Raw genomic sequence first — 26,665 nt, forward strand, 5'->3', positions numbered from 1 at the left:
CCATGAACCTGCTGCATATCGATTCCAGCGCCCTGGGCCAGAACTCGGTCACCCGGGAGCTCAGCGCCGCCATCGTCTCACAGTGGACGTCCACGCTCGACGGCGTGCAGGTCGAGTACCGCGACCTGGACCGCGAGCCCCTGCCCCACCTCACCGGCGGCAGCCTGGCCAAGGCCGATCCGGCCGAGGCGGCCGATGCCGAGCGGACCCTGCAGCAGTTCCTCGACGCGGACGTCGTGGTGATCGGCGCGCCGATGTACAACTTCGCCATTCCCTCGACGCTGAAGGCCTGGATCGACCGCGTCGCGGTGGCCGGCCGCACCTTCCGCTACACCGAGGCCGGGCCGGAGGGACTGGCCGGCGGCAAGAAGGTGGTCATCGCCAGCGGGCGCGGAGGCCTGCATAGCGGCGCGCCCAGCGACTTCCAGGAGCCCTACCTGCGCCAGGTGTTCGCCTTCCTCGGCATCGAGGATGTCGAGTTCGTCCGTGCCGAAGGCGTGGCCTATTCGCCGCAGCACCGCAGCGATGCGATCGCCGCGGCCAAGGCCGCGATCCCGGCGCTGGTGGCGCCGCTGCGCAAGGCGGCCTGAAGCCCGAGGGCAATCGCCGCCGAAAGCGGCAGCCGCGCGGCCGGCGTGCAGCGCGGCCGCCCCGCCGGCCTCGACGGGCGACGCCGGCCCCGGCGGTCCGGCCCCGCGCGGCGCCTGGCGAAACGTACCGCTCAGGCGATGCGTTCGGCACCGGCCATGTACGGACGCAGGACGTCCGGCACGGTGATCGAACCGTCGGCGTTCTGGTAGTTCTCCATCACCGCGATCAGCGCGCGGCCGACCGCCACGCCCGAACCGTTGAGGGTGTGCACGAGCTCGGGCTTGCCGGTGGCCGGGTTGCGCCAGCGGGCCTGCATCCGCCGCGCCTGGAAATCGCCGCAGGTCGAGCAGGACGAGATCTCGCGGTAGGTCTCCTGCGAGGGCAGCCACACCTCCAGGTCGTAGGTCCTGCGCGCGGAGAAGCCCATGTCGCCGGTGCACAGCAGCACTTTGCGGTACGGCAGGCCCAGCTTCTCCAGCACGGTCTCGGCGGCGCGGGTCATGCGCCCGTGCTCGGCGTCGCTGTCTTCCGGCCTGACGATCGACACGAGTTCGACCTTCTCGAACTGGTGCTGGCGGATCATGCCGCGGGTGTCGCGGCCGCCGCTGCCGGCCTCGGAGCGGAAGCACAGCGAGTGCGCGCTCATCCGCAGCGGCAGCCGGTCGGCTTCGACGATCTCGTCGCGGACGATGTTGGTGAGCGGCACTTCCGAAGTGGGGATCAGGTAGCGGCGGTGCTCGCCCAGCTCGGTGGAGAACAGGTCCTCCTCGAACTTGGGCAACTGGCCGGTGCCCTGCAGCGAGTCGGCATTGACGATCAGCGGGACGCTGGTCTCCTCGTAGCCGTGCTCGCCGGTATGCAGGTCCAGCATGAACTGGGCCAGCGCCCGGTGCAGGCGCGCGAGCTGTCCGCGCAGCACGGTGAAGCGCGCACCGGAGAGCTTGGCGGCGGTGTCCGCATCCAGCCAGCCGTGGCGCGCGCCGAGCTCGACGTGGTCCTTGACCGGGAAATCGAAGCTGCGCGGCGTGCCCCAGCGATGCTGCTCGACATTGCCGGCCTCGTCATCGCCGCGGGGGACGTCGTCGGCGGGAATATTGGGAATGCCCAGCGCGATGGCGTCGATCCTGCCGCGGATCTCCTCCAGCCGCGCCTCGGAGGCCTTCAGCTCGTCGCCGAAACCGGCGACCTCGGCCAGCAACGGCGCCACGTCCTCGCCCTTGGCCTTGGCCTGGCCGATCGCCTTGGAACGGGTATTGCGCAGGTTCTGCAGCTCCTGGGTGCGCACCTGGATCGCCTTGCGCTCGGCCTCCAGCGACTCGATCGCGGCCACGTCGAGGGTGTAGCCGCGCGCCGCGAGGCGTTCGGCCAGTGCGGCGGTCTGGTTGCGGAGCAGCGCGGGATCGAGCATGGCGGGGACGGCTTGGCGGACGTGGTCGCGCATTATCGCCAATCGCGGCGGCGCGCGCCCGCCGATGGTTCACCGGCGTCGTGGCAGAATCCGCTGGACCCGTGATCCGGACCGCCATGGCCACTACCCCACGTTCCGCACCGGCCGGCTTGGCCGCGTACCTGCCGCGAGGCCGCTGGCTGCTGGTCGCAGGCGCCTTCCTGCTCGGCTGGCTGCTGTTTGCCGTGGTCTGGCTGGCCGCGCGCCGCGACCAGGCGGTCGCGATGGGACCGGAGTTGCCGGCCGCCGTCCCCGAGGAGTTCGAACCACTGCCGCGCCCCACCCCGGCCGGTGACGCGGCCACGCCATTGCCGCCCGCTGCCGGCGAGGCGCCGCGGCTGGTGGAGGATGCGCCTGCGCCGGCACCGGCGCCGCTGCCGGCCGAAACCAGTCCCTTGCCGCCCACCATCGACGAGGCCGCTCCGGTTGCGGGCGAAGCCGCGCAGGCACCCATTCCCCTTCCGGAGCAGTCGCCCTCGCCGCGTTACCCGAGCGAGGCGCTGCGGCGCAACGAGACCGGCACGGTGGTGCTGCAGGTGCAGGTCGACGCGCAGGGCCAGCCGGTATCGGTGGACATGGCCCAGCGCAGCGGCTCGCGCGACCTCGATCGAGCCGCGGTGGAAGCGGTGTCGCACTGGCGCTTCTCGCCGGCGCGCGACGCCGCCGGCAATCCGGTCGCCGGCACGCTTTCGGTCCCGATCGACTTCAAGCTCGAGTGAGCCTCCCGCTCACGACGCGTGCAACTGCCTGAACGGAGCAATCCGGGTAGGGAAACGTTCAGCGCAAATCGACCCCGCGCTGACATCGCCATGTTGAAACTCGGCCACGGTTCCACCCAACCACCGAGGAGACGCCCATGGCGACCTACACGAACCACTCGCAGCACACGCACGTCGATCCGAACCCCGTCGACGACCAGGTCCAGGCACGCGACGGACGCACCTCCCCGGTGCTGATGGGTGCACTGGCGGTCGCGCTGGTGGCGCTCGGCGTGTGGTGGTATGCGCAGCGCGACGACATGACCGTCGATCCGCAGCCGGCCGTCACCATGGTCGAACCGCAGCTCACCACGCCGGCGGCTACCGAAACCCGCCCGGCTGACGCGTCCGGCACGCGCGACAACTCCGGCGCCGATCGTGCCCGCGCCGCGATCGCCAACCGTGCCCCGCAACCGCTGGCGGGCAACCCGGTACCGGCATATCCGCGCAGCGCCCTGCGCGCCGGCCAGGAGGGCGCGGTGATGCTGCGGATCGATGTCGACGCACGCGGCGTGCCGACCGACGTCCAGGTGGTGGAGCGCAGCGGGGATCGTGACCGCGCGTTCGACCGCGCCGCGATCGAGGCGGCGCGCCAGTGGCGTTTCCAGCCGGCCACCCGTAACGGGGAACCGGTGGCGGCGACCGTGCAGCTGCCGGTCGAGTTCCGTCGCGGCTGATCGGACTTCGCTAGCTGGCCAGGCCGAATCCGCAGCCACGGGCCAGCGAGTCGAAGCCCGGGAACGACGTGGCCACGTTGGCCACGTCTTCCACCCGCACCTCGCCGGTCGAGCGCTGTGCGGCCACCGCGAAAGCCATGGCGATCCGATGGTCGCCATGGCTTTCGATCGTTCCGGCAGCCAATTCGCCCGGATGGATGGTCGCGCCGTCGGGCGTTTCGTCGACGCGCAGTCCCAGCGTGCGCAGGCCGGTCGCCATTGCCGCCAGGCGGTCGGATTCCTTGACCCGCAGTTCGGCCGCGCCACGGACCACCGTCGGCCCTTCTGCGCATGCCGCGGCGGCGAACAGCGCCGGGAACTCGTCGATCATGTCCGGGACCAGCGCCTCGGGCACCTCGATGCCATGCAGCGGCGCATGGCGCACGACCAGGTCGGCAACGGGTTCGCCACCGTGGATGGCGGGATTCTCTTCGACGATGTCGGCGCCCATCAGCCGCAGCGCGTGCAGCAGCCCGGTGCGGCGCGGATTCAGGCCGACCGCGCGCAGGCGCAGCTCCGAGCCGGGCACGATGCTCGCGGCGACCAGGAAGAAGGCCGAGGACGAGAAGTCCGCCGGCACCGCGATGTCGGTCGCACGCAGGCGCTGGCCGCCGCGCAGCCTGGCATGGCCGGGCGAGAATTCGATGTCCACGCCGAAAGCAGAAAGCATGCGCTCGGTGTAGTCGCGCGTGGGATGCGGTTCGGCCACCGACGTCTCCCCGTGCGCGTAGAGGCCGGCCAGCAGGATCGCCGACTTCACCTGCGCGGAGGCGACCGGCAGCGTGTAGTCGATGCCGGCCAGCCGCTGGCCGCCATGGATGCGCAGCGGCGGGGTGCCGTCCTCCTGCGTCTCGATCTTCGCGCCCATTTGCGCCAGCGGGCCGGTGACGCGCCGCATCGGCCGCTTCGACAGCGACTCGTCCCCGACCAGCACGCTGTCGAACGGCTGCGCGGCGAGCAGGCCGGCCAGCAGGCGCATGCCGGTGCCGGCATTGCCGCAGTCCAGCGGGCCGTCGGCGGCCTTCAGGCCGTCCACGCCCACGCCATGCACGATCCGGCGCGACGGCGACGGCGTCTCGATGCGCACGCCCAGCCGGGCGAAGATCGCCGCGGTCGCGCGGGTGTCCTCGCCTTCCAGGAAGCCGTCGATCGTCGAGACGCCATCGGCCAGCGCGGCCAGCATCACCGACCGGTGCGATACCGACTTGTCCCCCGGAATCTCCAGCGTGCCGCGCAGCGGCTGCCCGGCGGTTGCGATCCAATGTTGCGACTGCGACATCTCAGCTCCGTAACGTCTTGTCTGTTGAATCACGTCTGGCGACACATCGTCAGCGGATCATGCAGGCGCGGGCCGGATTCGAACCTGCGCAACTTGTCCGGAAACCGCCAGGCCCGCTCTTGCTTGAACGCCCGCCACGAACCCGGGATGCACGGCCCTGTTCCTCGCCGGACCGTCGGCGCCATGGATGGCGCCGTCGAGCCTCCAGGGATGGATTCACGGCGTGTCCGGCGAGGAACAGGGCCGTGCGTCCGCCGAGGCACGCACCATGCAAAGAAACCTACGGCACCGCCACCGGATACGAACCCAGCACCTTGACCTGCGCCACATGCCTTTCGAGCTCGGACAGCGCCTGCTTCATCGCCTCGTCGTCGACATGGCCGGCCAGGTCGATGAAGAACGCGTACTCCCACTTGGCCTGGTGCGAGGGCCGCGACTCGATCCGGTTCATGCTGATGCCGTGCCGCGCGAACGGGCTGAGCACGTCGAACAACGCGCCGGGCTTGTCGTGGATGAACACCAGGATCGAGGTACGGTCATGGCCCGACGGCGGGAAGATCCTGCGCCCGATCACCAGGAAGCGTGTGGTGTTGTCCTTGTCGTCCTGGATCGGACGCATGATGACCTTCTTCAGGCCGTACACGTGCGCCGCGCTCTCACCGGCAATGGCCGCGGAGTCGTCGGCGCCGCGCGCGCGCCGCGCGCCCTCGGCATTGCTCGACACCGGCACCTTCTCGGCCCTGGGCAGGTTGGTCCGCAGCCAGCCGGCGGTCTGCGCGAACGCCTGCGGATGCGCGTAGATGCGCTCGATGTCCTCCAGCCGCCCGCTGCGCGACAGCAGGTACTGGTGGACCATCAGCTCGACCTCGCCGCAGATCTTCAGCGCCGAGGTCAGGAACATGTCGAGGGTGACCTGGATCGTGCCCTGTCCCGAGTTCTCCACCGGCACCACGCCGAAATCGGCGTTGCCCGCCTCCACTTCCTGGAACACCTCCTCGATGCTGCCGAGCGGCAGGCCGTGCGCCGAGCGGCCGAAGTGCTTGAGCACGGCCTGCTGGCTGAAGGTGCCCTCAGGCCCCAGGTATCCGATCTTCAGCGGCTCCTGCTGGGCCAGGCACGCGGACATGATCTCGCGGAACACGTGCACCAGCACTTCGTCCGACAGCGGGCCTTCGTTGCGGTCCACGACCATGCGCAGGACCTGCGCCTCGCGCTCGGGCCGGTAGTAGTCCACCGCTGCGGCGAGCTTGCCCTTGGCCTTGCCGACCTGCAGGGCGAACGCGGCTCGCTGTGCGATCAGCTCCTGGATCTGGCGGTCGATGCCATCGATCCGCGCGCGGACATCGGCCAGCGCCGGTGCCGCCGCGACCTGGGCTTGGCTGGAAGCGGCCGGTGTACGCGTCGCCTTCTTCGCGCCGCTGCGCGCCGCCTTCTTCGCAGGCGGCCTGCTGGGCTTGTTCGGTGCTGCCATCGCTCGCTTCCCCCGCCTCATCCGTGCCGCTGCTGGAAATCGCGCATGAATCCGACCAGCGCCTGCGCACCGGCCACCGGCATGGCGTTGTAGAGCGATGCGCGCAGGCCGCCCACCGCCTTGTGGCCCTTCAACGCCAGCAGGCCGGCGGCTTTCGATTCGGCGACGAAGCGCGTGGTGAGCGTTTCGTCGGGCAGGAAGAACGGGATGTTCATGCGCGAACGCACCGGCACGGCGACCTCGTTGCGGTAGAAGCCGCCGGAGCCGTCGATGGCGTCGTAGACCAGCGCGGCCTTGGCGGCGTTGCGGCGCGCGAACTCCTCCACCCCGCCCTGCTCCAGCATCCACTTCACCGTCAACCCGAGCAGGTACCAGTTCCAGGTCGGCGGCGTGTTGAGCATCGAATCGCGCGCCGCATGCGAGGCATAGTTGAAAATGTCGGCGCGCGGTTGGCCGGCGCGCTCGAGCAGCTCGCGGCGCACGATCACCACCGACACGCCGACCGGCCCGAGGTTCTTCTGCGCGCCGGCGTAGATCAGGCCGTACCTCGACACGTCCAGCGGCGCGGAGGCGATCGACGAACTGAAGTCGGCGAACAGCGGCACCGTGCCGACGTCCGGCGTGTCGCGGAACTCCACGCCGTGGATGGTCTCGTTGGCGGTGATGTGGACGTAGGCGGCGTCGGCGCTCAGCGACCAGTCCTGGCGTGGCGGGATGTCGCGGAAGCCGCCGGGCTCGCCGTCGGCGGCCACGTGCACGTCCACGTACGGCCTGACCTGCCTGATCGCGGTCTTGCCCCAGTGGCCGGTCACGACGTAGTCGACGGTCTGCCCGGGCGCGGCGAAGTTCAGCGCCAGCAGCGCCTGCTGGGTGGTCGCGCCGCCGGCCAGGAACAGCACGGCGTAGTCGTCGGGCACGGACAACAGGGTGCGGAGGTCAGCCTCGGCCTGGGCGGCCACGCCCATGAATTCGGCGCCACGGTGGCTCAGTTCGACGATCGACGCGCCCACCCCGTTCCAGTCCAGCATCTCGGCCTGTGCCTGGCGCAGGACCGGTTCCGGCAGCGTCGCGGGGCCGGCACTGAAGTTGTACGCGCGCGTCATGAAACACCCGTCACGAAAGGTGCCGTAGTATGCCGCAGTGCAGCGGTTGCGGGCGCAACCAAGGCCCGCCCGCCAGTGCCGCGCGGCGCTGGGAACTGCAGGCTTCGCCAGCGGTCCGACCTGTCGTCCCTCCGGAGTCCGTTCGATGCGCCACTTCCGCGTTCCCCGCATCGCCGCCACCCAGACCACCGACGAGTCGGTCTACCGCGACCGGCGCCGGCTGCTGGCCGCCTTCGCCACCAGCCCGCTGCTGGCCACCCTGCCTGGCTGCGCCGAGGCCGAACCGCCACCGCCGCCGAAGACGACGATCAGCGCCGCCGATGCGAAGGCCGGTTTCAGCACCCGCGAGGAGCTGACCCGCTACGAGGACATCACCACCTACAACAACTTCTACGAGTTCGGCACCGACAAGGGCGATCCGTCGCGCGCGGCCAAGACGCTGCGGACTTCGCCCTGGACCGTCGCGGTGGAGGGCGAGTGCGCCAAGCCGGGACGCGTCGGCCTGGAGGACCTGCTGCGCGGCCTGGCGCCGCAGGAGCGCGTCTACCGGCTGCGTTGCGTGGAAGGCTGGTCGATGGTGATCCCGTGGCTGGGCGTTCCGCTGGGCGAGGTGCTCAGGCGCTTCGAGCCGACCTCGAAAGCCAGGTACGTCGCCTTCACCACCCTGGCCGACCCGAAGCAGATGCCGGGCATGCGCTACCGCTCGATCAACTGGCCCTACCGCGAGGGCCTGCGCATCGACGAGGCCATGCACCCGCTCACCCTGCTGGCCACCGGCCTGTACGGCAAGCCGCTGCCGCAGCAGAACGGCGCGCCACTGCGCCTGGTGGTGCCCTGGAAGTACGGCTTCAAGTCGATCAAGTCGATCGTCTCGATCCGCTTCGTCGAGAAGATGCCCGAGACGGCATGGCACGACCTGCAACCCTCGGAATACGGCTTCTTCTCCAACGTCAATCCGGACGTGGACCATCCCCGCTGGAGCCAGAAGACCGAGCGACGCATCGCCGGAAGCAAGAGCAAGCTGTTCGCCGAGCGCATTCCGACCCGCCCGTTCAACGGCTACGCCGAGCAGGTGGCCTCGATGTACGCCGGCATGGACCTGCGCAAGTGGTATTGAGGTGGCGGGCGGCGCCCACCGGAAGCCGCCGCGCATGAGCCGCCGCCCGCGACCGGCCACGCCACCGGCGGTGGCCTGGGCCAAGGCGGTCGTGCACGCCGCTGCAATCGCCCCGGCCGCCTGGCTGGGCTGGCAGGTCTACGAGGTCTGGCGCACCGGCAGCGACGCGCTCGGCGCCGACCCGGTGGCCGAAATCGAACATCGCACCGGGCTGTGGGCGCTGCGCCTGCTGCTGCTCACCCTGGCGGTGACGCCTTTGCGACAGCTCACCGGCAAGCCGGTGCTGCTGCGTTTCCGGCGCATGCTCGGCCTGTATGCGTTCTTCTACGCCTGCCTGCACCTGGCCGCCTATCTGGCGCTGGACCTCGGTGGCTATTGGGCGCAGATCTTCGAGGAGATCGCCAAGCGGCCCTACATCACCGTCGGTTTCACCGCCTGGCTGCTGCTGGTGCCGCTGGCGGTGACCTCGACCCAGGGCTGGATGCGGCGCCTGGGCCGGCGCTGGGGCCAACTGCACCGGCTGGTTTACCTGGTCGCCGTACTGGCGATCCTGCATTTCTGGTGGCTGGTCAAATCCGACGTGCGCGAGCCCGCGGTCTATGCGGCGATCGCGGCACTGCTGCTGGGCTGGCGCGCATGGCGCCGCTTCAGCGCGCGCCGAACCACAGCAGTGCGCTGAGGACCAGCCCCAGCAACAACGCCGCCAGCAACAGCCACGGCAGTCGCGCCGCCGGCCTGGGCAACGCGCCCGCGCCCGTGGTCGCCTCGGCGGCCGGGGCCGGGCCGTCCGCAGGTGGTGGCGCAGGCAGCGAAGGGAACTCGACGACGAAACGGTGCTGGCCCTCGAACACCACCTGGTCTCCCGGCCCCAGCACGGCGTCGCGGACCGGAATGCCGTTGACCAGGGTCGGCTCGTTGCCGAGGCCGCGCAGCAGGACCACCCCGCCATGCCGCTCCAGCAGCGCATGGCGCGCGGGGAAGGCCGGATCGTCGATGCGGATGTCGGCCTCGCGGGAGGCGCCGACGAGCCGCGACGGTCCCAGGGTGAAACTGCGCCCGTGGTGCTGCCCGCCGACGCCGCGCAGGAGCACGCGCGGGTCGGCCGCATGCTCGCCCGGATCCAGCGGCGAAGGCATGGCCCGCAACGGCGCGCGTACCAGCAGCTCGACGTTGTCGACGTAGACCGCGTCGCCGCCCCTCAGCAGCGCCATCCGCCGCACCGGCCGGCCGTTGACATGGATGCCGCGCGCGCCGTTGGGCACCTGCAGCCAGAGGCCGCGCTGGTCCAGGCAGAACTGGGCCATCAGCACGCCGGCGAGCGCCTCGCCGACGGCCAGCACGCCGTTGGGCTGGCGGACCACGCGGTGGACGCCGGGCGACAACGGATGGTCGGCCTGCTGGCGATTGCTGAAATGGAGTTGCAGCTCGGTCATTGGCGGCAGAGCCTAGCAAATCGCGGCACGATTCCGCTGGCCCGCCGCCGGCCGGGCGGCTAACCTTGCCGATCCGCCTTGCCGCTTCCGCTCCCTGCCATGGCCCGCATCGAGATCGTGCACCTGCACACGCGTACCCCCGACGAGGCGCGACGCATCATCGACGGCATCGCCGCCCAGTTGGGCGAACGCTTCGGCGTCGCTGGAACCTGGCGGGGCGACGCGGTCACGCTGGCCGGCCCCGGCCTGCAGGGCCAGGTCGAGCTGTTGCCCAGCCAGGTGCGGGTCACGGCCGAGCTCGGCTTCCTGCTTTCGGCCCTGCGTGGCCAGGTCGAGGCGGAGATCCGCCGCGTCCTGGGCGAACGCCTGGACTGACCGCGACTCACGCGCCCTTATCGGCCGCGCCTGCAGACTGGCCGGGTCACCCGACCACCAGGAGCGGACATGAGCGCAGACCCCCACACCCCCGGTTTCACCAGCGTGGCCGACCTGCAGGCGCAGGCCGGACGCATCGCCCGCGAACTGGGCGAGAACGCCCACCAGGTCTGGCTGGCCGGCATCGGCGCGCTGGCCCGCGCGCAGGACGAAGGCAGCAAGCTGTTCGAGCAGCTGGCCGAATAAGGCCGGCAGGTCGAAGCCGGCGATCCGCCCGGCTCGGCCGGTGCCGCGGCTCGCCTGGAGGGCATGCGCCAGAGCCTGGATTCGGCGTTTGCCCGGGCCCAGGCCCGCGCCGGCGAGGCGTGGGACGGCATGGGCCGCATGTTCGAACAGCGCTTGCAGCAGGCGCTGCGCCAGCTCGACGTGCCCACCCGCGACGACCTCGATGCGCTCGGAGCCCGCATCGATGCGCTGACCCGCGAGCTGCAGCGCGGCCGCCACAGCGAGCACGCCCAGGCGCCCGCGCGCGACGCCCACGGCGGACCGGGCGAGCCCACGGCCGGCCCGTAGCCTTGGCCAAACACGCGCTCCGGTTTGTTGCACAGCACAACGCGGTTGTGCAGAATCGGAACCGGCCCGCCAGTCCAACCGCCGTTTGCTCCCCTCCCCTCTCGGCTACCGGACTGGCGGGCCTTCTTTCATCCCGGCCCGGCCCATCGGCGGCACCGGCAGGCGTGTAACATCGCGCACCGGCGCAGGGGATTCTTCGCAAGGATAGGCATGTCATCCTGGATCTTGGGACTGGCTCTGGCCGCATTGGCGGCGGTGCTCGCGGTGCTCTATTTGTGGCTGGTGCGGCGTCCGGAGACGGAAACGGCCGCCGGACTGCGCGCGCTGGCGAACCTGCGCTGGCGCGAGTTCGCCACCATCGTCGGCCAGGCCATGCAGCAGCGCGGCCTGCGCGACGCCAGCCTCGGCCCGGAGCCGGGCGGTGATTCCACCAGCAGCCAGTTGCTGATGACCGACGGCGAAAGCCGCTGGCTGCTCTCGTGCAAGCACGGCCTGGCCTACCGGCTGGGGGCTGCGAGCGTCGAGGAACTGGCGGGCGCGATGGACCTGGCCGGCGCGCGTTCCGGGATCCTGCTGACCGAGGGACGGGCCGAGCGCGACGCGCTGGCGGCGGCGACCGAGCGCGGCATCGAGGTGATTGATGGTCGCCGCCTGTGGCCGTTGCTCAAGCCCTTCATGCCGGTGGACACGACCCGGCGCATCGACCGCGACGCCGTCGCCCAGGCCAAGCGGCATACCGGGATCGCCCTGGGCGCCTCGCTGGTCCTGGGCCTGGTGGTGGCGGTGGTGCTGCCACGCATGGAATCGGCGGATGGCGACAGCGCGAGCCCGGCGGCGGTGGCGGCGCCTGTCGCCGCCCAGGCCGCCCCGGCACCGGCACCGGCAGCGCCGGCGGCCGCGACGCCCGCCCCGGACCAGGACGCCATCCAGGACAATCCCGACGACGCCACCCTGCTCCGCTACCAGGGCGACATCGCCCGCACGCTCTCCGACGTGCCCGGCATCACCCGCGCCTACTGGCTGACCCGTGCCACGCTGGTGATCGATCGCAGCGGCAGCGACCAGATGGTCTGGCCTCTGATCTGCGGCGAACTGGAGCGCTATCCGCCGCTGCGCGCCTCGCGCGTGCAGCTCAATCCGCGCCCCGGCAGCGACGAGCCGGTGCGCTGGAGGCAATGCCGGACCATGTGACCGGCAGCGGGCGCCAGGCCCGGGATGCACCGCCAGCAACCGCGCGCCATCCCGCGACAGCACAAACGAGAACGCCGGCCCAGGGGCCGGCGTTCTCGCATCCGCCACGGGAAACCCGGCTCAGGCCGGCGGCCCGGCCTCGTTGGCGGACGATTCCCCGGCAGCGTGCGACGGCATCGGCTCATCCTCGTCGTCCAACGACGCATCGAGCCGCTCGACGGCCTGCAGCGACTCGCCCTCCGACAGCCGGATCAGGGTCACGCCCTGGGTATTGCGGCCGACCTGCGAAATTTCCGAGGCGCGGGTGCGCACCAGGGTGCCGCCGTCGGAGATCAGCAGCACTTCGTGCTGCTCGGACAGCTGGATCGCGCCGACCAGCTTGCCGTTGCGCTCGGTGGTCTGGATCGCGATCACGCCCTGGGTGCCACGGCCCTTCTTCGGATACTCGTCCAGCGGGGTGCGCTTGCCGTAGCCGCGCTCGCTGGCGGTGAGGATGTCGCCCTCGCCGTCCGGCACCACCAGGCTCACGACTTCCTCGCCGGGCGCCAGGCGGATGCCGCGCACGCCGGTGGCGGTGCGGCCCATCGAACGCACCTCGGACTCGTCGAAGCGCACCGCCTTGCCGTTGGAGGCGAACAGCATGATGTCGCTGGCGCCGTGGGTCAGTGCCACGCCGACCAGTGCGTCGCCCTCGTCGAGGCTGATGGCGATCTTGCCGCGCGCCAGCCGGAACGCGAACTCGGTCAGCGGGGTCTTCTTGACCGTGCCGTCGCGGGTGGCGAAGAACACGTAGTAGCCCTCGGCGTACTCGCGTACCGGCAGCACCGCCTGGACCTTCTCGCCTTCCTCCAGCGGGATCCAGTTGATGATCGGCCGGCCACGCGCGTTGGAACCGGCCTCCGGCAGCTGGTGCACCGGCAGCCAGAACACCTTGCCGCTACTGGTGAAGGTCAACAGCGTGTCGTGCGTGTTGACCAGCCACAGCTGGTCGATGAAATCCTCTTCCTTGGTCGCCGCCGCGCTGCGTCCGCGGCCGCCGCGCTTCTGCGCGCGATAGGCCGACACCGGCTGGCGCTTGGCGTAGCCGGCATGGGACAGGGTCACCACCACGTCTTCCGGCGCGATCAGGTCGAGGATGTCCAGATCTTCCTCGCTGGCGCGGATTTCGCTGCGGCGCGCGTCGCCGAACTCCTCCTTGAGGTTGTTGAGCTCGGTGCGGATCACCTCGCGCAGCACGCCCGGGTTCTCGAGGATCTCGATCAGGCCGCGGATGGTTTCCAGCAGCTGGCGGTACTCGTCGGTCAGCTTGTCCTGCTCCAGGCCGGTCAGGCGGTGCAGGCGCATCTCGAGGATCTGCTGGGCCTGGACCTCGGTCAGCTGGTAGCGGCCGTCGATGAAGCCCACGCCCTCGGGCAGGCCTTCGGGCCGCGAGGCCTCCGCCCCGGCGGCGGCCAGGAGCGCGCCGACCAGGCCCGGCTCCCAGCTGCGGCCGAGCATGCGCTCCTTGGCCACCTGCGGGGTCTCCGAGGTCTTGATCAGCTCGATCATCTCGTCGATGTTGGCCAGCGCGACGGTCAGGCCTTCCAGCACGTGCGCGCGCGCGCGCGCCTTGCGCAGTTCGAAGATCGTGCGGCGGGTCACCACTTCGCGGCGATGGCGCAGGAACGCCTCGAGGATCTGCTTGAGGTTCACCAGCTGCGGCCGGCCGTCGACCAGGGCGACCATGTTGATGCCGAACACCGACTCCAGCTGGGTCTGCTGGTACAGGTTGTTGAGCACCACCTCGGCCGATTCGCCGCGCTTGACCTCGATGTAGATGCGCATGCCGTCCTTGTCGGACTCGTCGCGCAGCTCGGAGATGCCCTCGATCTTCTTTTCCTTGACCAGCTCGGCGATCTTCTCGATCAGCCGCGCCTTGTTCACCTGGTACGGGATCTCGGTGACGATGATCGATTCGCGGCCGTTGTCGGCCACCTCGACATCGGCCTTGGCGCGCATGCGCACGCGGCCGCGGCCGGTGCGGTAGGCCAGCTGGATGCCACCGACGCCGTTGATGATGCCCGCGGTCGGGAAATCCGGGCCCGGGATGTACTGCATCAGGCCATCGACATCCAGGTCCGGCTCGTCGATCAGCGCGAGCAGGCCGTTCACCACCTCGGTCAGGTTGTGCGGAGGAATATTCGTGGCCATGCCCACGGCAATGCCGGCCGAGCCATTCACCAGCAGGTTCGGGAACCGGGTCGGCATGACCGTCGGCTCCAGTTCCTTCTCGTCGTAGTTAGGCTGGAAATCGACGGTTTCCTTGTCGATGTCGGCCATCAGCTCGTGGGTGAGGCGCGACATGCGCGCCTCGGTGTAGCGCATCGCCGCGGCCGAGTCGCCGTCGACCGAACCGAAGTTGCCCTGGCCGTCGACCAGCAGGTAGCGCAGCGAGAACGGCTGGGCCATGCGCACCAGCGTGTCGTAGACCGACTGGTCGCCGTGCGGGTGGTACTTGCCGATGACGTCGCCGACGATTCGCGCGGACTTGTAGTACGGCTTGTTGCTGTGCGCGCCCAGTTCGTGCATCGCGAAAAGCACCCGGCGGTGCACCGGCTTGAGGCCGTCTCGCACGTCGGGGAGTGCGCGCCCCACGATCACGCTCATGGCGTAGTCGAGGTAGCTGCGGCGCATCTCGTCTTCGAGGTTGACCGGGATGATTTCTTTCGCCAGATCCGTCATCAGGGCTCTTCGTCAGGTGGTTCCGGCGCCGCCCGCGGGTGTCGCGGGGGACGCAGCGCGGAGGACTCCGCACAATCGCGCGATTCTAACACGATTGCCCGTCGAAACGGAGCCTATTTCCACGCAGAAACAAGCACTTGCGCCCTGCCCCACGGGTCATTTCGGCGGGCCTGGGCGGCCTGCCGGCACGCCCTGCCCGCCGCGCGGATCAGCAGCCGTGCCGGCCTGCGGGAGCCGCCATGCGCGTGGCGGAGCGGGCCTCGCGGCATCAGCCAGGCGAGTGTCCGGCGCAGGTGCCGCGGAAGCGCGCATGGCCGCCCGTCACCACCTCGCGGCGGGCACCCACCATCGTCGATCCCGGTCGTACCGGGCGATTACGCTGCCGATCAGGCGCCGAACAGCGCCCGCATCTTCGCCGTGTCGGGCTGCTCGACCACGCCCTTCTCGGTCACGATCGCGTCGATCAGCGCGGCCGGGGTCACGTCGAACACCGGATTCCAGGCCGCGATGCCCTCGGCCACGGTGCGCATGCCGCCCACCCCGTGCAGCTCGCCTGGGTCGCGCTGTTCGATTTCGATGGCCGCGCCGTCGGGCGTATCCAGGTCCACGGTGGACGACGGCGCCACGACCATGAACTTCACCCCATGGTGGCGGGCGGCGATGGCCAGGGCATAGGTGCCGATCTTGTTGGCGGTGTCGCCGTTGGCGCAGATCCGGTCGGCGCCGACCACGATCCACTGCACCGCCCCGGTCTTCATCAGGTGCGCGGCGGCCGAGTCGGCGATCAGGGTCGCGTCGATGCCGTCCTGCTGCAGCTCCCACACGGTCAGGCGCGCGCCCTGCAGCCAGGGCCGGGTCTCGCCGGCGAACACCTTCGCGATGCGCCCTTCGGCCACGCCGGCGCGGATCACGCCCAGCGCGGTGCCGAAGCCGGCGGTGGCGAGCGAGCCGGTGTTGCAATGGGTCAGCACGCCGCTGCCGGGTGCCACCAGCGCCGCGCCGAGCGCGCCCATGTGGCGGTTGGCGGCCAGGTCTTCGTCGTTGATCGCCTGCGCCTGGCGCTCGAGTGCCTGCCGCCAGTCGCCGCCGGCGCCGGCCAGCGCACGCCGCATGCGCGCCAGCGCCCAGGCCAGGTTGACCGCGGTCGGACGCGCGGCGTTGAGCCGCTGCAGGGCCGGTTCGATCCTGCGCAGGGCTTCGTCGCCGTCGGCGGCATCGACCGCCCGTCCCGCCAGCACCACGCCCCAGGCCGCGGCGATGCCGATCGCCGGCGCGCCGCGCACGGCGAGGTCACGGATGGCCTGCGCGACCTGGTCGCTGTCGTCGCAGGTCACGTGTTCGACGGCGAACGGCAGCTTGCGCTGGTCCAGCAGTTCCAGCGCCTGACCGGTCCACAGGATCGGCCGGATGTGGTCGTAGCGGTCGAAGTCGAAAGTGGTATCCATGCGCGCATTGTAGGACGCACCGGCACCGTCGCCACGCCCGGCCCCGCCCGGAGCGCTACTCGACGCTGAACTGCGCGCGACAGCCCTTGTCGACCCACACCTTCTCCGGCGTCCAGCCCCAGCTGCGACCTTCCTCGCAGGCCATGCCCGAGAGCTGGCGGACCAGGGTCGCGCCGCGTTCGATGGTCGTGCCGCACTCGCGGCGCACCTGGTCCTTGGACTCGCAGGTGAGCAGGCGGGGACCGGGCGGGAACCCGGCATCGCGGTCGCCGACCTCGAACTCGCCCTTGCACCCGCGCGACACCCAGACTTCGTTGCGGCCCACGCCCCAGCTCTCGTCGCGCTTGCACGGCAGCACCGAGACCTGGCGCAGCAGCCGCACCGGCGCCCCACGCAGCGCCACCGGGCAACTGCGGGTGCGTCCGCCGCTGGATTCGCAGCGGATCATCCGGCGGGTCACCACGCCGACCTCGCCGCTTGCCCGGAACTCCGCACGGCAGCCACGCGCCACCCAGACGCCCGCGGCGTCCACGCCCCAGTCCGACTCGCGGATGCAGGCGTTGCCCGACAGCTGGCGCACCAGTTCGACGTCGTTGCGGGTATCCATCGGGCAGTGCACCCGCCTGAGGTCGGACGATTCGCACCGCACCACGCCGTCCGCCGCGACGGCGCCACGGCCGGCCAGGGCCATCGCCGCCGCGGCGACGCACAGCGCCATCCATCGCACCATCGCGCCCGGTCCTCCGCCTACCTGCGCATCGCCTGCCACGTCCATCCGTGCCGCCCCCCGACGGATCCCTGTTCGACCGATTCTGGACCCCACCCCGGAAAATCCGGTGAATGCCCCGCACTCCGCTCAGGCGCGTCCGAAATCGAAGGCCAGTACATCGCCGATCCGGTCCGTGCCCAACAGGGCCATCAGCAGCCGCTCGACGCCCAGGGCCACGCCGGCGCAGTCCGGCATGCCGGACTGCAGCGCGCCGAGCAGGCGTTCGTCCACCGGCGGTTGCACGGTGCCGCGCGCGGCGCGCACCGCGCAGTCGCGTTCGAAGCGCTGGCGCTGCTCGGCCGCATCGGTCAGTTCATGGTAGCCATTGGCCAGTTCGAAGCGGCCCAGGTACAGCTCAAAACGCTTGGCGACCGGCGGGTCGCCATCGCGGACCCTGGCCAGCGCGCACTGGCTGGCCGGCCAGTCGTGCACGACGGTTATCCGGTCGGCGGCGAATGCGGGCTGGATCCGGTGCGTCATCAGCAGGTCGAGCCAGTCGTCGCGGCTCAGGTCCTGCGCGTCGATGCCGATTCCGTCCAGGGGTTGGCGAAGCTGCGCGTCGGCGGCCAGGAACGGATCGACCCCGACCCATCGCAGGAACAGGTCCCGGTAGCTGGTCGACTCCACCTGCGCCCGCCGCCCCACCAGCGCCAGCGCCTGCTGCACCAGCGCGACGGCCTCGTCGGCCAGGCGCACGTGGTCCCACCCCACCCGGTACCACTCGAGCATGGTGAACTCGGGGTTGTGGCGTCCCCCGGCCTCGCCGTTGCGGAACACCCGTCCCAGCTCGTAGCAGTCGCCGATGCCGGCGGCCAGCAGGCGCTTGAGCGGATACTCCGGCGAGGTCCGCAGCCAGCGCCGTGGCGCACCGGCATCACGGTGACCGCTGAAGGCGGTGGTGAAGCTGTCGATGTTCGGTTCGGTGTTGCCGGCCTCCGACAGCACCGGGGTCTCCACTTCCAGCACCCCGCGTGCGGCGAAGAAGCCGCGGATTTCCGCATAGAGGCGCGCGCGCAAGCGCATCGCCTCCAGGCTGCCGCTCGGACGCCAGTCGCCGGCGCTCAACCGTGCTGCTCCAGGAACGCCAGCAGGCGGGCCTCGTCCCAGACCTCGATGCCCAGCTCCTCGGCCTTGGCCAGCTTCGAACCGGCCGCTTCACCTGCGATCACCAGGCTGGTTTTCTTGGAGACGCTGCCGGCCGTCTTCGCGCCCAGCGATTCGAGCCGGGCCTTGGCGTCGTCGCGCCCCATCGAGGCGAGGGTGCCGGTGAGCACCACCGTCTTGCCCTCCAGCGGACCGGCCGGCTGCCCGCCGCTGTCAGGCAGCAGCGCGCGCAGCCGTCCCTGCGCCTGCGCGCTGCGCAGCAGCAGCCCGGCGTTGGAGGGCGATTCCAGCCAGGCCACCAGCGCGTTGGCGGTGTCGGCCGGCAGGCCGGCGGTGACAAGGTTGTGTGCGGGTGCGTCGAGCACCGCCTGCGCGTCCGCGAACGCCGCGCCCAGCTGCGCCGCGCGCACCGGCGTCACCTTCGGGATCTCCAGGTCGACCAGCAGCGTCGCCAGGTCCAGGCCTTCGGCCAGCCTGGAGCTGGGCGGATGGCTGTCGCCGATGCGCACGCCGCGTCCGAGCAGGCGGTCGATCACCTGCTGGTTGCCGGGCTGGTCGAGGAAATGCCCGATCGCACGCGCCACCTCGCCGCCGATGTCAGGCACGCGCTTGAACAGCGGCCACGGCAGGTGGCGGATCAGATCCAGGTCGCCGAACCACTGCGCCAGCGCCTTGGCCGTGCTCTCGCCGACGTGCTCGATGCCCAGCGCGTACAGGAAGCGCGCCAGGGTGGTGTCGCGGCTGCGGTCGATCGCCACGATCAGGTTGTCGGCCCACTTGGTGGCGACCTTGCCGGCCTTCACGGTGTCGGGCGTCGTGCCGTCGCGCTCGTCCGCACGGCGCTTCATCTCCAGCAGGTCGTCCACGCCCAGCCGGTAGAGGTCCGACACGTCCTGCAGGTAACCCAGCTCGGACAGCGACTCGATGTAGCGCTCGCCCAGCCCGTCGATGTCCATCGCCCGCCGGCTGGCGAAGTGGAACACCGCCTGGACGCGCTGCGCCGGGCAGCTCAGCTCGCCGGAGCAGCGCCATACGGCGGCGCCTTCCTCGCGCACGACTTCCGAGCCGCAGACCGGGCAGGCCATCGGCATCGACCAGGGCCTGGCATCGGGTGGACGCCGATCGACCACCACCTGCACCACCTCCGGGATCACGTCGCCGGCGCGCCGCACGATCACCGTGTCGCCGTTGCGCACGTCCAGCCGGGCCACGTGGTCGGCGTTGTGCAGGGTGGCGCGGGTCACGGTGACGCCGCCCACCTGCACCGGCTGCATCAGCGCCCACGGCGTGACCGCGCCGGTGCGGCCGACATTGACCTCGATCGACTCGACCACGGTGGTCTGTTCCTGGGCCGGGAACTTGTGGGCGATGGCCCAGCGCGGCGCGCGCGAGACGAAACCCATCTCGCGCTGCCCGGCATAGTCGTCGAGCTTGTAGACCACGCCGTCGATATCGAACGGCAGCCCGTCGCGGGCCTCGCCGATCCGCTGGTAGTACCCGAGCAGTCCTTCGACGCCACTGACCACCTCGGCCAGGTCGCTGACCGGGAAACCCCAGTCGCGCAACCGCGCCAGCGTTGCCGAATGCGTATCGGGCAGGGTCCCGCCCTCGACCAGGCCGGTGCCGTAGGCGTAGAAGCTCAAGGGCCGCTGCGCGGTGAGCTTCGGATCGAGCTGCCGAAGCGAACCGGCCGCGCCGTTGCGCGGGTTGGCCAGCACCTTGCCGCCGTGCAGCCGCGCATGCTCGTTGTAGCGCTCGAAATCGGCGCGGCCCATGTACACCTCGCCGCGCACTTCCAGCACCTTCGGCCAGCCCTTGCCCTGCAACCGCTGCGGGATCACCGCGATGGTGCGCAGGTTGGCGCTGACGTCCTCGCCGGTGGCGCCGTCGCCGCGGGTGGCACCCTGCACGAACGCGCCGTCCTCGTAGCGCAGGCTGATCGCCAGGCCGTCGAGCTTGGGCTCGGCGGAGAAGACCAGCACGTCGCGGTCCAGCCGTTCGCGGATGCGGCGCACGAAGTCGGCCACCTCCCCGTCCTCGAACGCGTTGCCCAGCGAGAGCATCGGCACGGCGTGGACGACCGGGGGAAAGCGCCCGGCGGGCGCGGCGCCGACGCGGCGGGTCGGCGAGTCGCTGGCGGCCAGTTCCGGGTGCTGGGCTTCCAGGGCCTCCAGCTCGCGCACCAGCGCGTCGTACTGCGCGTCGGTGATGTCCGGCGCATCGTGCTGGTGGTAACGCTGGTTGGCGTCTTCGATCCGGCTGCGGAGCTCGGCGACGCGACGTGCGGGATCGGGGGTGCTCATGCGCCGATTCTACCCGGGCGCTTGCCGCGTCCGGGCCGCTCCCGTAGCGTGCCGGAAGGCTCCCGCCATCACGCGACCATGACGCACATGCCCGATCGCCGCCGCTTCCTCGGCCTGACCGCCTGCAGCCTGGCCACCGCCGGCCTGGCGCCGCTGCTGGGCACCGGACCGGCGCATGCGCAACTGCCGCCGGCGCTGCCGGGCATGGGCGATCCCGATGCGGTGCTGCTCAACTTCAACGAGAACCCGCAGGGTCCGTTCCCCGAAGCGCGCGCGGCGGCGGGCGCAGGCATGGCCCAGGCCCACCGCTACCTGTTCGGGCCCCAGCGCGAGCTGGTGGAGGTGTTCGCCGCGCAGAACCGGTTGCGCGAAGACCAGGTCGCCGGCTATTGCGGCTCCGGCGTGGCGCTGGATTCGGCGGCGCTGGCGTTCACCTCGAAGCAGGCGGCACTGGTCACCGCCGATCCCACCTTCGAATCGCTGGCGCAGATGGCCGGTACCCACGGCGCGCCGGTGGTGCGCGTACCGCTGCAGGCCGACGGCGCCCACGACGTGGAGGCGATGGCGGCCGCGGCCAGCGTGTCGGACGCGGGCCTGGTCTACGTGTGCAACCCGAACAACCCCACCGGCTCGATCACCCCGCGCGCGCGGATCGACTGGCTGCTGGCCCACAAGCCGGCCGGCAGCGTGCTACTGGTCGACGAGGCCTACATCCACTACAGCGACGAGCCGGACACGCTGGACCTGGTCCGCGCCGGCGCCGACGTGGTCGTGCTGCGCACCTTCTCCAAGATCTACGGCATGGCCGGCATGCGCCTGGGCCTGGCGGTAGCCCGGCCGGACCTGCTGCAACGGCTGGTGCTGTTCGGCGCCAACAGCCTGCCGGTGCCTAGCGTGGCGGCCGGCATCGCCAGCCTGCGCCACCCGCAGCACCTGGCCGCGCGCAAGGCCGAGAACACCCGCCTGCGCGAGGAGACCGTGGCCTGGCTGGCGGCGCGCGGCCATGCCTGCCTGCCCAGCCAGGCCAACTGCTTCATGGTCGACGTAAAAGGCGACGGTCGTGCGTTCAGCGCGGCGATGGCCCGGCACAAGGTATTCGTCGGCCGCAGCTGGCCGGCGATGCCGCGGCACGTGCGGGTCACGGTCGGGACGGACGCGGAGATGGCGCGGTTCCGCGAGGCGTTTGCGAAGGTGATGGCCTGAGGTCCACGCACGCGGGCTGCGCAGCCGGTTGCTACACATCCACCGGCTTCGATACCCGCCAGCCGGATACCGGCGCCGTCGATACGCACTGCGCGCCTCGAGAGCCCGCCGCTCAACCTCGCCCAGACGGCGTGGCCGCCGCATCGGCGGCCGCGTAGGCGGCCAGCCGTTCGTCGAGCGTGCCGGCGTGCAGTTCGAACAGGTGGTTGTCGTCGTCGTGGAAGTAGAGCGAGGCGCCCTCGCCTTCGATCCGCCCGCGGCCCGGCAGGATGTCCACGCCAAGCCCCTGCAGCCGTGCCCGACAGGCCGGCAGGTCGGCCGCATCCACCGCGAAGGCCACGTGCCGGTAACTGCGCTCGGCCAGCGGCGCACCTTGCATCGCCACCAGCCAGGCATCACCGAGGACGAAGAACTTCTCGCGCGAGAGCGAATGCTCGCGACCGGCGCTGTCGTAGACCTCGCGCGCGCCCAGCCCTTCGCACAGCAACCGCGCCGTGCGTTCCAGGTCGGCGACCACGAAGGTCACGTGGCTGATGCCGCGCACGGACATCGCCCGTCGCCGCCTACCAGCGCGGCGCCTTGGTCAGCGGCGGCGCTTCGTGCTGGCGGTCGTAGGCGCGCAGCTCGTCGCGGATGTGGGCGATGCGCTGGCGACCGAGCGCGTTGCGGCTGTCGTCCAGGACCACGCCGTCGAGCAGTTCGGCCATGCGCTGCACGGTGGGCAGCATCTTCTCCCAGGCATCGAGCGCCGGCACCGGCGCCGGCAGGGTCAGAAAGAAGGCGATGGCCGGGGTCTCCAGTTCCCGGATCGTGCCCATGTCGAAGCTGCCGGGCTTGATGATGCTGGCCATGCTGAAAACCGGGCCGCGTTCCGGGTGCCCTTCCAGCAGGCGGTGGAACACGCTCATGTGGCCGAAGACCATGCCGGTCTTCTCGGCCGCCACCACGATGTCTTCCCCGCGCAGCACGCTCCCGGCGCGGGCGGCCACGTACAGCGAAACGATCTTGTCGAAATCCTGGGTCTCGCGCCGGCCCAGGTGGCTGGCCGCGGGCGCCGCCGCGCCGCCCAGGCCCAGCTCGGGCTGGCTGACCCGCTCACCGCTGTAGTCCTCGTCCGCCGCCGGGTCGAGCCCGTCGAGCGACGGCTCGCGCCGGGCGCTGCCGTACTCGGGCGTCATCGCCGGCGACTGCCGGGACTCGCGGCGCGTGCCCTGCTGTTCCTTGCGCGGCCTGCCGAAGAACCAGATCGCCGCCAGCAGCAGCAGGCCGACGATCAGGATGCCGATGCGCAGCAGGTCTTTGTCGGACATGGAACGCGTCTCCGCCGGGGGTCAGAAGGCTGCAAGGATGTCACGAGCGGCGGCCGGGGAAAAACCCCGGCGCGGCCGCCGCGGCCGCTCAGGCCGCACCGGCCAGGCGCGCGGCCTCGTCCAGGTCGACGCTGACCAGGCGCGACACGCCCGGTTCGCGCATGGTCACGCCGGAGAGCTGGTGCGCCGCCTCCATCGTCGCCTTGTTGTGGCTGACGAACAGGAACTGCACCTTCTCGCTCATTTCCTTGACCATCGCGGTGAAGCGGCCGACGTTGGCTTCGTCCAGCGGCGCGTCCACCTCGTCGAGCAGGCAGAACGGGGCCGGGTTGAGCTGGAAGATGGCGAACACCAGCGCCACCGCGGTCATCGCCTTCTCGCCGCCGGACAGCAGGGAGATGTTCGAGACGCGCTTGCCGGGCGGGCGGGCCATGATCGCCACGCCGGTGTCGAGCAGGTCTTCGCCGGTCAGCTCGAGGTAGGCGTGGCCGCCGCCGAACAGGCGCGGGTACAGCTGCTGTATGCCGGAATTGACCCGGTCGAAGGTGTCCTTGAAACGGCCGCGGGTCTCGCGGTCGATCTTGCGGATCGCCTCTTCCAGGGTTTCCAGCGCGGTGGTCAGGTCGGTGTTCTGCGAGTCCAGGTACTGCTTGCGCTGTTCGGCCTCGCCGCATTCGTGGATCGCGGCCAGGTTGACCGGCTCCAGCCGACGCATGCGCGCGTCGATCTGGCCGACCGCCTGCTCCCACTGCGACACGTCGGCCACTTCCGGCAGCGTATTGACCACGTCTTCCAGGACCAGGCCGTCGGCGGTGATCGCCTGGACCAGCTGCTCGGCCTTGAGCACCAGCGCCTGCTGGTCGAGCCGGCGCTGGGAGATGCGCTCGCGCTGGGCCAGCGACTGTTCGTCGCGCTGGTGGCGGGTCTGCTCGAAGCCGCGCAGTTCGTTGTCGATGCCTTCCAGCAGCGAGCGCGCCTCACCGAGCGCGCGGTCGGCGCGCACGCGTTCGGCCAGGGCGGCCTGGTGTTCGGATTCCAGCGCCTGCACCGGCGAGTCGCCGGTGCTCAGCTGCGCGCTCAGTTCGCCCAGGCGCGAATCCAGCTGGCCGCGCTGGGCGTCCATGCGCTGCAACGCCTGGGTCAGCGAGGCGATCTGGGTGCGCTGGGATTCCAGGGCCAGCGCCAGCGCATGGGTGGCGTCGCGGCTGGCGCGGGCGGCGTCGCGGGCCAGGTCGCGGGCCTCGGTGCGCTGGCGGCGCTCGGCCTCCAGCGCCTGGCGCGCGGTTTCCAGGTCGCCCATCGACACGACCGCGTCTTCCAGCCGGCCACGGGCCTCGCGGGCCTGCTCGCGACTGCTGTCCAGGGTCTGCACCAGCTGCGCCAGCTCGTTCTCGATGCGCTCGATCCGCTGGCGCGCGGTATCCATGCGGCCCTGCTGGCTCTGCAGCTGTCCCGCCAGCTCGGAGACGCCGCGGTGCGCCAGGTAGAGCTGGCGCTGCGCGTCCTCGCGCTGCTGCTCGGCGGCCAGCAGCTGGTCGCGCAGGTGCACCAGGCGGTCTTCCAGCGCCGCCTCGCGCTGCTGCAGCTCCTCGATGGCACTGCGCAGCGACTGGATCTCGCGCTCGCGCAGCAGTGCGCCCTGCTTGGCGGCGCCCTGCCGCGACACCCGCACCCAGCCCTCGCCCAGCCGCTCGCCGGCGCGGGTGATGATCGAATCGCCCTCGCCCAGGGCCGGCAGCAGCCGGCGCGCATGGGCCAGGTCGTCGGCCGCGTGCAGTCGCGCCAGCAGGCGGCGCACGGCCAGCGGCCCCTGCACCTTGGCCGCCAGCGAGGTCGGCGCGAACGACGCGCTGGCCGTGTCCTCGGCGACCAGCGCGATGCGGCCCTCGCCCAGGTCGGCCAGCGCCTCGACCAGCTGTTCGGGCGCCTCGACCAGCACGCCTTCGATCAGCTGACCCAGTGCACCTTCCACCGCGTTTTCCCAGCCGTCCTCGACGGTGAGGCGCTCGCCGACGCGGGCGGCCGAATCCAGGCCGCGCGCCTTGAGCCAGGCCACCGCCGCGCCCTGCTCCTGGCCCAGGGCGGCCTGCTGCAGGGTTTCCAGCGAGGACAGGCGACCGCGCGCGGCCTGGGCCTGCTTGCGTACCTCGGCCAGCTCGCCCTGGGCGGCGCGCTGCTGCTCCTGCAGGCCGGACACGTCCTGCTTGCGTGCTTCCAGTTGTTCGTTGAGCCCGTCCAGCGCGGACTTCTGCGTCTCGTGCTGTATCTGCGCCTGCTCGAAGGCCTCGGCCAGCGCCTCCAGGTCCAGGCCGGCGCGCTCGGCGGCCAGCGCCTCGCGGCGGCGGTCGGCCTCCAGCGCCTGCCGGTCCAGGTAGTCCACGCGGGTGCGCTCGACCTCGCCGGCACGCGAGGCCTCGGCCGCCTGGCGGCCGTGGGCCTCCCAGCGCTGCTGCCAGTCGGCCAGCGCCGCCTCGGCTTCGCGCAGCGCCTCCTGCTTGAACACGTCGTCCTCGCGCAGCTGCTCCAGCCGCGGCTCGGCCTCTTCCACGGTGCCGCGCAGCGCCTCGAGCTTCTGCCGGTCGTCGGCGATGTGCTGGTCCAGTTCGCCCAGCGCGCTGGCGGCCTCGTCGCGGGCCTGGTTCAGGCGGCTGGCCAGTTCGCGCTGGTGCTGGATCTGCTGCTCGATGCGGGCGAGCACGCCACCGACCTGGTAGACCTCGGCCTGGGCCTTGTTCAACGCCTCGGCCGCCGCCTCGCGGCGCACGCGCCCGGTCTCGATCTCGCGCTCGGCCTCGCGCTGTCCGGCGATGATCTGCTCCAGCTTCGTCTCTTCCTGGGCCAGCCGCTCGCGCAGGGCCTGCAGCTGCACGTCCAGCGCGCGGAACTGCAGCGCCTTCCACTCCGCGTCCTTGACCTTGCGCTCGGCGGCCAGCGCCTGGTATTGCTCGGCCTGGCGGGCCTGGCGGCGCAGGTGCTCGAGCTGCTTGTCGACCTCCTCGCGCAGGTCGTTGAGGCGATCCAGGTTCTCGCGCGTGTGGCGGATGCGGGTCTCGGTCTCCTTGCGCCGCTCCTTGTACTTGGAGATGCCGGCGGCCTCTTCCAGGTAGATGCGCAGGTCCTCGGGCCGGGCCTCGATGATCTGGCTGATCATGCCCTGCTCGATGATCGAATAGCTGCGCGGGCCCAGGCCGGTGCCCAGGAACAGGTCGGTGATGTCGCGGCGCCGGCACTTGGTGCCGTTGAGGTAGTACTGGCTCTGCCCGTCGCGGCTGACCGTGCGCTTGACCGAGATCTCGTTGAAGGCGGCGTACTCGCCCGCGATGGCGTGGTCGGAGTTGTCGAAGATCAGCTCGACGGTGGCCTGGCTGACCGGCTTGCGCGCGGCCGAGCCGGAGAAGATCACGTCGGTCAGCGAGTCGCCGCGCAGGCGGCTGGCCGAGCTTTCGCCCATCACCCAGCGCACCGCGTCGATGATGTTGGACTTGCCGCAGCCGTTGGGGCCGACCACGCCGGTCATGTTGGTCGGCAGGTGCAGCGTGGTGGGGTCGACGAAGGACTTGAAGCCGGACAGCTTGATCGTGGACAGGCGCATGCGGCGATCGATTCCCCGGGGTATGCGGCGCAACGCGCCACCGGAATGAAGTGATTTGGCCAGAATGCGGCGCAAGTGATTGAATCACAACGCCCGCTGCATCCGACCACGGTGTTCGGACCGTGCAGTATAGCCGGCCACGGGCCGGTCTCCGCGGCGGCGCC

The 26,665-nt window shown here is 71.0% G+C and carries 21 protein-coding genes and 1 pseudogene; 9 read left to right on the forward strand and 13 right to left on the reverse strand.

The features are described from left to right. Positions 1-2: 2 nt before the first annotated feature. Entirely contained in the window at positions 3-590 is a 588-nt protein-coding gene (locus tag CSC66_RS10885) for an FMN-dependent NADH-azoreductase (protein ID WP_162377419.1), read from the forward strand. A gap of 131 nt (positions 591-721) precedes the next feature. Here CSC66_RS10885 and serS read toward each other — a convergent pair whose 3' ends face one another. Beyond that, a complete protein-coding gene (gene serS / locus CSC66_RS10890; protein ID WP_162377497.1) occupies positions 722-1,999 on the reverse strand; it encodes a serine--tRNA ligase in 1,278 nt (425 codons plus the stop codon). Between the two features lie 116 nt (positions 2,000-2,115). On the opposite strand from serS, the gene CSC66_RS10895 reads away from it, so the two are divergent. Continuing rightward, positions 2,116-2,757, forward strand: coding sequence for an energy transducer TonB (locus CSC66_RS10895; RefSeq protein ID WP_162377420.1), 642 nt, complete (start codon positions 2,116-2,118; stop codon positions 2,755-2,757). A 137-nt stretch (positions 2,758-2,894) separates the two neighbouring features. Next, positions 2,895-3,473 carry an energy transducer TonB gene (locus CSC66_RS10900; protein WP_162377421.1) on the forward strand — a complete coding sequence of 193 codons (579 nt, stop codon included), beginning with the start codon at positions 2,895-2,897 and terminating at the stop codon, positions 3,471-3,473. A 10-nt stretch (positions 3,474-3,483) separates the two neighbouring features. Here the strand turns inward: CSC66_RS10900 and aroA are convergent, their stop codons facing one another. The 3 genes from aroA to serC form a co-directional block, all read right to left on the reverse strand. After that, positions 3,484-4,791, reverse strand: a complete 1,308-nt coding sequence (aroA, locus tag CSC66_RS10905; RefSeq protein ID WP_162377422.1) for a 3-phosphoshikimate 1-carboxyvinyltransferase — start codon at positions 4,789-4,791, stop codon at positions 3,484-3,486. Positions 4,792-5,071: 280 nt separating this feature from the next. Next, complete coding sequence (gene pheA / locus CSC66_RS10910; protein ID WP_238394368.1) at positions 5,072-6,262, reverse strand: prephenate dehydratase; 1,191 nt, start codon at positions 6,260-6,262, stop codon at positions 5,072-5,074. Positions 6,263-6,279: 17 nt separating this feature from the next. Continuing rightward, positions 6,280-7,365: a 3-phosphoserine/phosphohydroxythreonine transaminase gene (gene serC / locus CSC66_RS10915; protein ID WP_162377424.1), complete on the reverse strand. Its 1,086-nt coding sequence runs from the start codon at positions 7,363-7,365 to the stop codon at positions 6,280-6,282. Between the two features lie 145 nt (positions 7,366-7,510). On the opposite strand from serC, the gene msrP reads away from it, so the two are divergent. Both msrP and msrQ read left to right on the forward strand, forming a co-directional pair. Next, complete coding sequence (msrP, locus tag CSC66_RS10920) at positions 7,511-8,482, forward strand: protein-methionine-sulfoxide reductase catalytic subunit MsrP (RefSeq protein ID WP_162377425.1); 972 nt, start codon at positions 7,511-7,513, stop codon at positions 8,480-8,482. Between the two features lie 34 nt (positions 8,483-8,516). Next, on the forward strand, positions 8,517-9,161 hold the full coding sequence (msrQ, locus tag CSC66_RS10925; protein ID WP_162377426.1) for a protein-methionine-sulfoxide reductase heme-binding subunit MsrQ: 645 nt from the start codon (positions 8,517-8,519) through the stop codon (positions 9,159-9,161). Here msrQ and CSC66_RS10930 read toward each other — a convergent pair. Next, positions 9,130-9,915 (reverse strand): FHA domain-containing protein, encoded by a 786-nt coding sequence (locus tag CSC66_RS10930; RefSeq protein ID WP_162377427.1) that lies wholly within the window; start codon positions 9,913-9,915, stop codon positions 9,130-9,132. The genes msrQ and CSC66_RS10930 overlap by 32 nt on opposite strands. 99 nt (positions 9,916-10,014) lie before the next feature. Between CSC66_RS10930 and CSC66_RS10935 the strand changes: the two genes are divergently transcribed. The 3 genes and pseudogenes from CSC66_RS10935 to CSC66_RS10945 all read left to right on the forward strand — a co-directional run bounded on the left by CSC66_RS10935 (position 10,015) and on the right by CSC66_RS10945 (position 12,054). Then, positions 10,015-10,290 carry a polyhydroxyalkanoic acid system family protein gene (locus CSC66_RS10935; RefSeq protein ID WP_162377428.1) on the forward strand — a complete coding sequence of 92 codons (276 nt, stop codon included), beginning with the start codon at positions 10,015-10,017 and terminating at the stop codon, positions 10,288-10,290. 69 nt (positions 10,291-10,359) lie between these two features. Further along, positions 10,360-10,863 (forward strand): annotated as a pseudogene (locus tag CSC66_RS10940) (phasin family protein). Positions 10,864-11,073: 210 nt separating this feature from the next. Further along, a complete protein-coding gene (locus CSC66_RS10945) occupies positions 11,074-12,054 on the forward strand; it encodes a restriction endonuclease (protein ID WP_162377429.1) in 981 nt (326 codons plus the stop codon). A gap of 120 nt (positions 12,055-12,174) precedes the next feature. Here the strand turns inward: CSC66_RS10945 and gyrA are convergent, their stop codons facing one another. The 5 genes from gyrA to ligA all read right to left on the reverse strand — a co-directional run bounded on the left by gyrA (position 12,175) and on the right by ligA (position 20,396). After that, a complete protein-coding gene (gene gyrA / locus CSC66_RS10950; RefSeq protein WP_162377430.1) occupies positions 12,175-14,775 on the reverse strand; it encodes a DNA gyrase subunit A in 2,601 nt (866 codons plus the stop codon). A 386-nt stretch (positions 14,776-15,161) separates the two neighbouring features. After that, on the reverse strand, positions 15,162-16,220 hold the full coding sequence (gene mtnA / locus CSC66_RS10955) for an S-methyl-5-thioribose-1-phosphate isomerase (protein ID WP_162377431.1): 1,059 nt from the start codon (positions 16,218-16,220) through the stop codon (positions 15,162-15,164). 55 nt (positions 16,221-16,275) lie between these two features. Beyond that, positions 16,276-16,947: a DUF3011 domain-containing protein gene (locus CSC66_RS10960; RefSeq protein WP_379655887.1), complete on the reverse strand. Its 672-nt coding sequence runs from the start codon at positions 16,945-16,947 to the stop codon at positions 16,276-16,278. A 129-nt stretch (positions 16,948-17,076) separates the two neighbouring features. Then, positions 17,077-18,012: an EF-P lysine aminoacylase EpmA gene (epmA, locus tag CSC66_RS10965; protein ID WP_238394371.1), complete on the reverse strand. Its 936-nt coding sequence runs from the start codon at positions 18,010-18,012 to the stop codon at positions 17,077-17,079. A 38-nt stretch (positions 18,013-18,050) separates the two neighbouring features. Further along, positions 18,051-20,396: an NAD-dependent DNA ligase LigA gene (ligA, locus tag CSC66_RS10970; RefSeq protein ID WP_162377434.1), complete on the reverse strand. Its 2,346-nt coding sequence runs from the start codon at positions 20,394-20,396 to the stop codon at positions 18,051-18,053. Positions 20,397-20,474: 78 nt separating this feature from the next. Between ligA and CSC66_RS10975 the strand changes: the two genes are divergently transcribed. Next, the gene (locus CSC66_RS10975) at positions 20,475-21,599 is read left to right on the forward strand and encodes a pyridoxal phosphate-dependent aminotransferase (RefSeq protein ID WP_162377435.1); all 1,125 of its coding nucleotides are present in this window, start codon (positions 20,475-20,477) and stop codon (positions 21,597-21,599) included. Between the two features lie 112 nt (positions 21,600-21,711). Here the strand turns inward: CSC66_RS10975 and fosX are convergent, their stop codons facing one another. The 3 genes from fosX to smc all read right to left on the reverse strand — a co-directional run bounded on the left by fosX (position 21,712) and on the right by smc (position 26,501). Continuing rightward, entirely contained in the window at positions 21,712-22,149 is a 438-nt protein-coding gene (gene fosX, locus CSC66_RS10980; RefSeq protein ID WP_274381863.1) for a FosX/FosE/FosI family fosfomycin resistance hydrolase, read from the reverse strand. Positions 22,150-22,162: 13 nt separating this feature from the next. Next, a complete protein-coding gene (gene zipA, locus CSC66_RS10985) occupies positions 22,163-22,909 on the reverse strand; it encodes a cell division protein ZipA (protein ID WP_162377436.1) in 747 nt (248 codons plus the stop codon). An 88-nt stretch (positions 22,910-22,997) separates the two neighbouring features. Continuing rightward, positions 22,998-26,501: a chromosome segregation protein SMC gene (gene smc, locus CSC66_RS10990; RefSeq protein WP_162377437.1), complete on the reverse strand. Its 3,504-nt coding sequence runs from the start codon at positions 26,499-26,501 to the stop codon at positions 22,998-23,000. Positions 26,502-26,665: the final 164 nt, after the last annotated feature.

The organism is Pseudoxanthomonas kaohsiungensis, assembly GCF_010211765.1.
Taxonomy (GTDB): domain Bacteria; phylum Pseudomonadota; class Gammaproteobacteria; order Xanthomonadales; family Xanthomonadaceae; genus Pseudoxanthomonas; species Pseudoxanthomonas kaohsiungensis.

What these genes read in the sequence shown, in the direction of transcription:
- CSC66_RS10885 (WP_162377419.1), top strand. Translation starts at nt 3, where the DNA reads ATGAACCTGCTGCATATCGATTCCAGCGCCCTGGGCCAGAACTCGGTC.
- serS (WP_162377497.1), bottom strand. Translation starts at nt 1,999, where the DNA reads ATGCTCGATCCCGCGCTGCTCCGCAACCAGACCGCCGCACTGGCCGAA.
- CSC66_RS10895 (WP_162377420.1), top strand. Translation starts at nt 2,116, where the DNA reads ATGGCCACTACCCCACGTTCCGCACCGGCCGGCTTGGCCGCGTACCTG.
- CSC66_RS10900 (WP_162377421.1), top strand. Translation starts at nt 2,895, where the DNA reads ATGGCGACCTACACGAACCACTCGCAGCACACGCACGTCGATCCGAAC.
- aroA (WP_162377422.1), bottom strand. Translation starts at nt 4,791, where the DNA reads ATGTCGCAGTCGCAACATTGGATCGCAACCGCCGGGCAGCCGCTGCGC.
- pheA (WP_238394368.1), bottom strand. Translation starts at nt 6,262, where the DNA reads ATGGCAGCACCGAACAAGCCCAGCAGGCCGCCTGCGAAGAAGGCGGCG.
- serC (WP_162377424.1), bottom strand. Translation starts at nt 7,365, where the DNA reads ATGACGCGCGCGTACAACTTCAGTGCCGGCCCCGCGACGCTGCCGGAA.
- msrP (WP_162377425.1), top strand. Translation starts at nt 7,511, where the DNA reads ATGCGCCACTTCCGCGTTCCCCGCATCGCCGCCACCCAGACCACCGAC.
- msrQ (WP_162377426.1), top strand. Translation starts at nt 8,517, where the DNA reads ATGAGCCGCCGCCCGCGACCGGCCACGCCACCGGCGGTGGCCTGGGCC.
- CSC66_RS10930 (WP_162377427.1), bottom strand. Translation starts at nt 9,915, where the DNA reads ATGACCGAGCTGCAACTCCATTTCAGCAATCGCCAGCAGGCCGACCAT.
- CSC66_RS10935 (WP_162377428.1), top strand. Translation starts at nt 10,015, where the DNA reads ATGGCCCGCATCGAGATCGTGCACCTGCACACGCGTACCCCCGACGAG.
- CSC66_RS10945 (WP_162377429.1), top strand. Translation starts at nt 11,074, where the DNA reads ATGTCATCCTGGATCTTGGGACTGGCTCTGGCCGCATTGGCGGCGGTG.
- gyrA (WP_162377430.1), bottom strand. Translation starts at nt 14,775, where the DNA reads ATGACGGATCTGGCGAAAGAAATCATCCCGGTCAACCTCGAAGACGAG.
- mtnA (WP_162377431.1), bottom strand. Translation starts at nt 16,220, where the DNA reads ATGGATACCACTTTCGACTTCGACCGCTACGACCACATCCGGCCGATC.
- epmA (WP_238394371.1), bottom strand. Translation starts at nt 18,012, where the DNA reads ATGCGCTTGCGCGCGCGCCTCTATGCGGAAATCCGCGGCTTCTTCGCC.
- ligA (WP_162377434.1), bottom strand. Translation starts at nt 20,396, where the DNA reads ATGAGCACCCCCGATCCCGCACGTCGCGTCGCCGAGCTCCGCAGCCGG.
- CSC66_RS10975 (WP_162377435.1), top strand. Translation starts at nt 20,475, where the DNA reads ATGACGCACATGCCCGATCGCCGCCGCTTCCTCGGCCTGACCGCCTGC.
- fosX (WP_274381863.1), bottom strand. Translation starts at nt 22,149, where the DNA reads ATGTCCGTGCGCGGCATCAGCCACGTGACCTTCGTGGTCGCCGACCTG.
- zipA (WP_162377436.1), bottom strand. Translation starts at nt 22,909, where the DNA reads ATGTCCGACAAAGACCTGCTGCGCATCGGCATCCTGATCGTCGGCCTG.
- smc (WP_162377437.1), bottom strand. Translation starts at nt 26,501, where the DNA reads ATGCGCCTGTCCACGATCAAGCTGTCCGGCTTCAAGTCCTTCGTCGAC.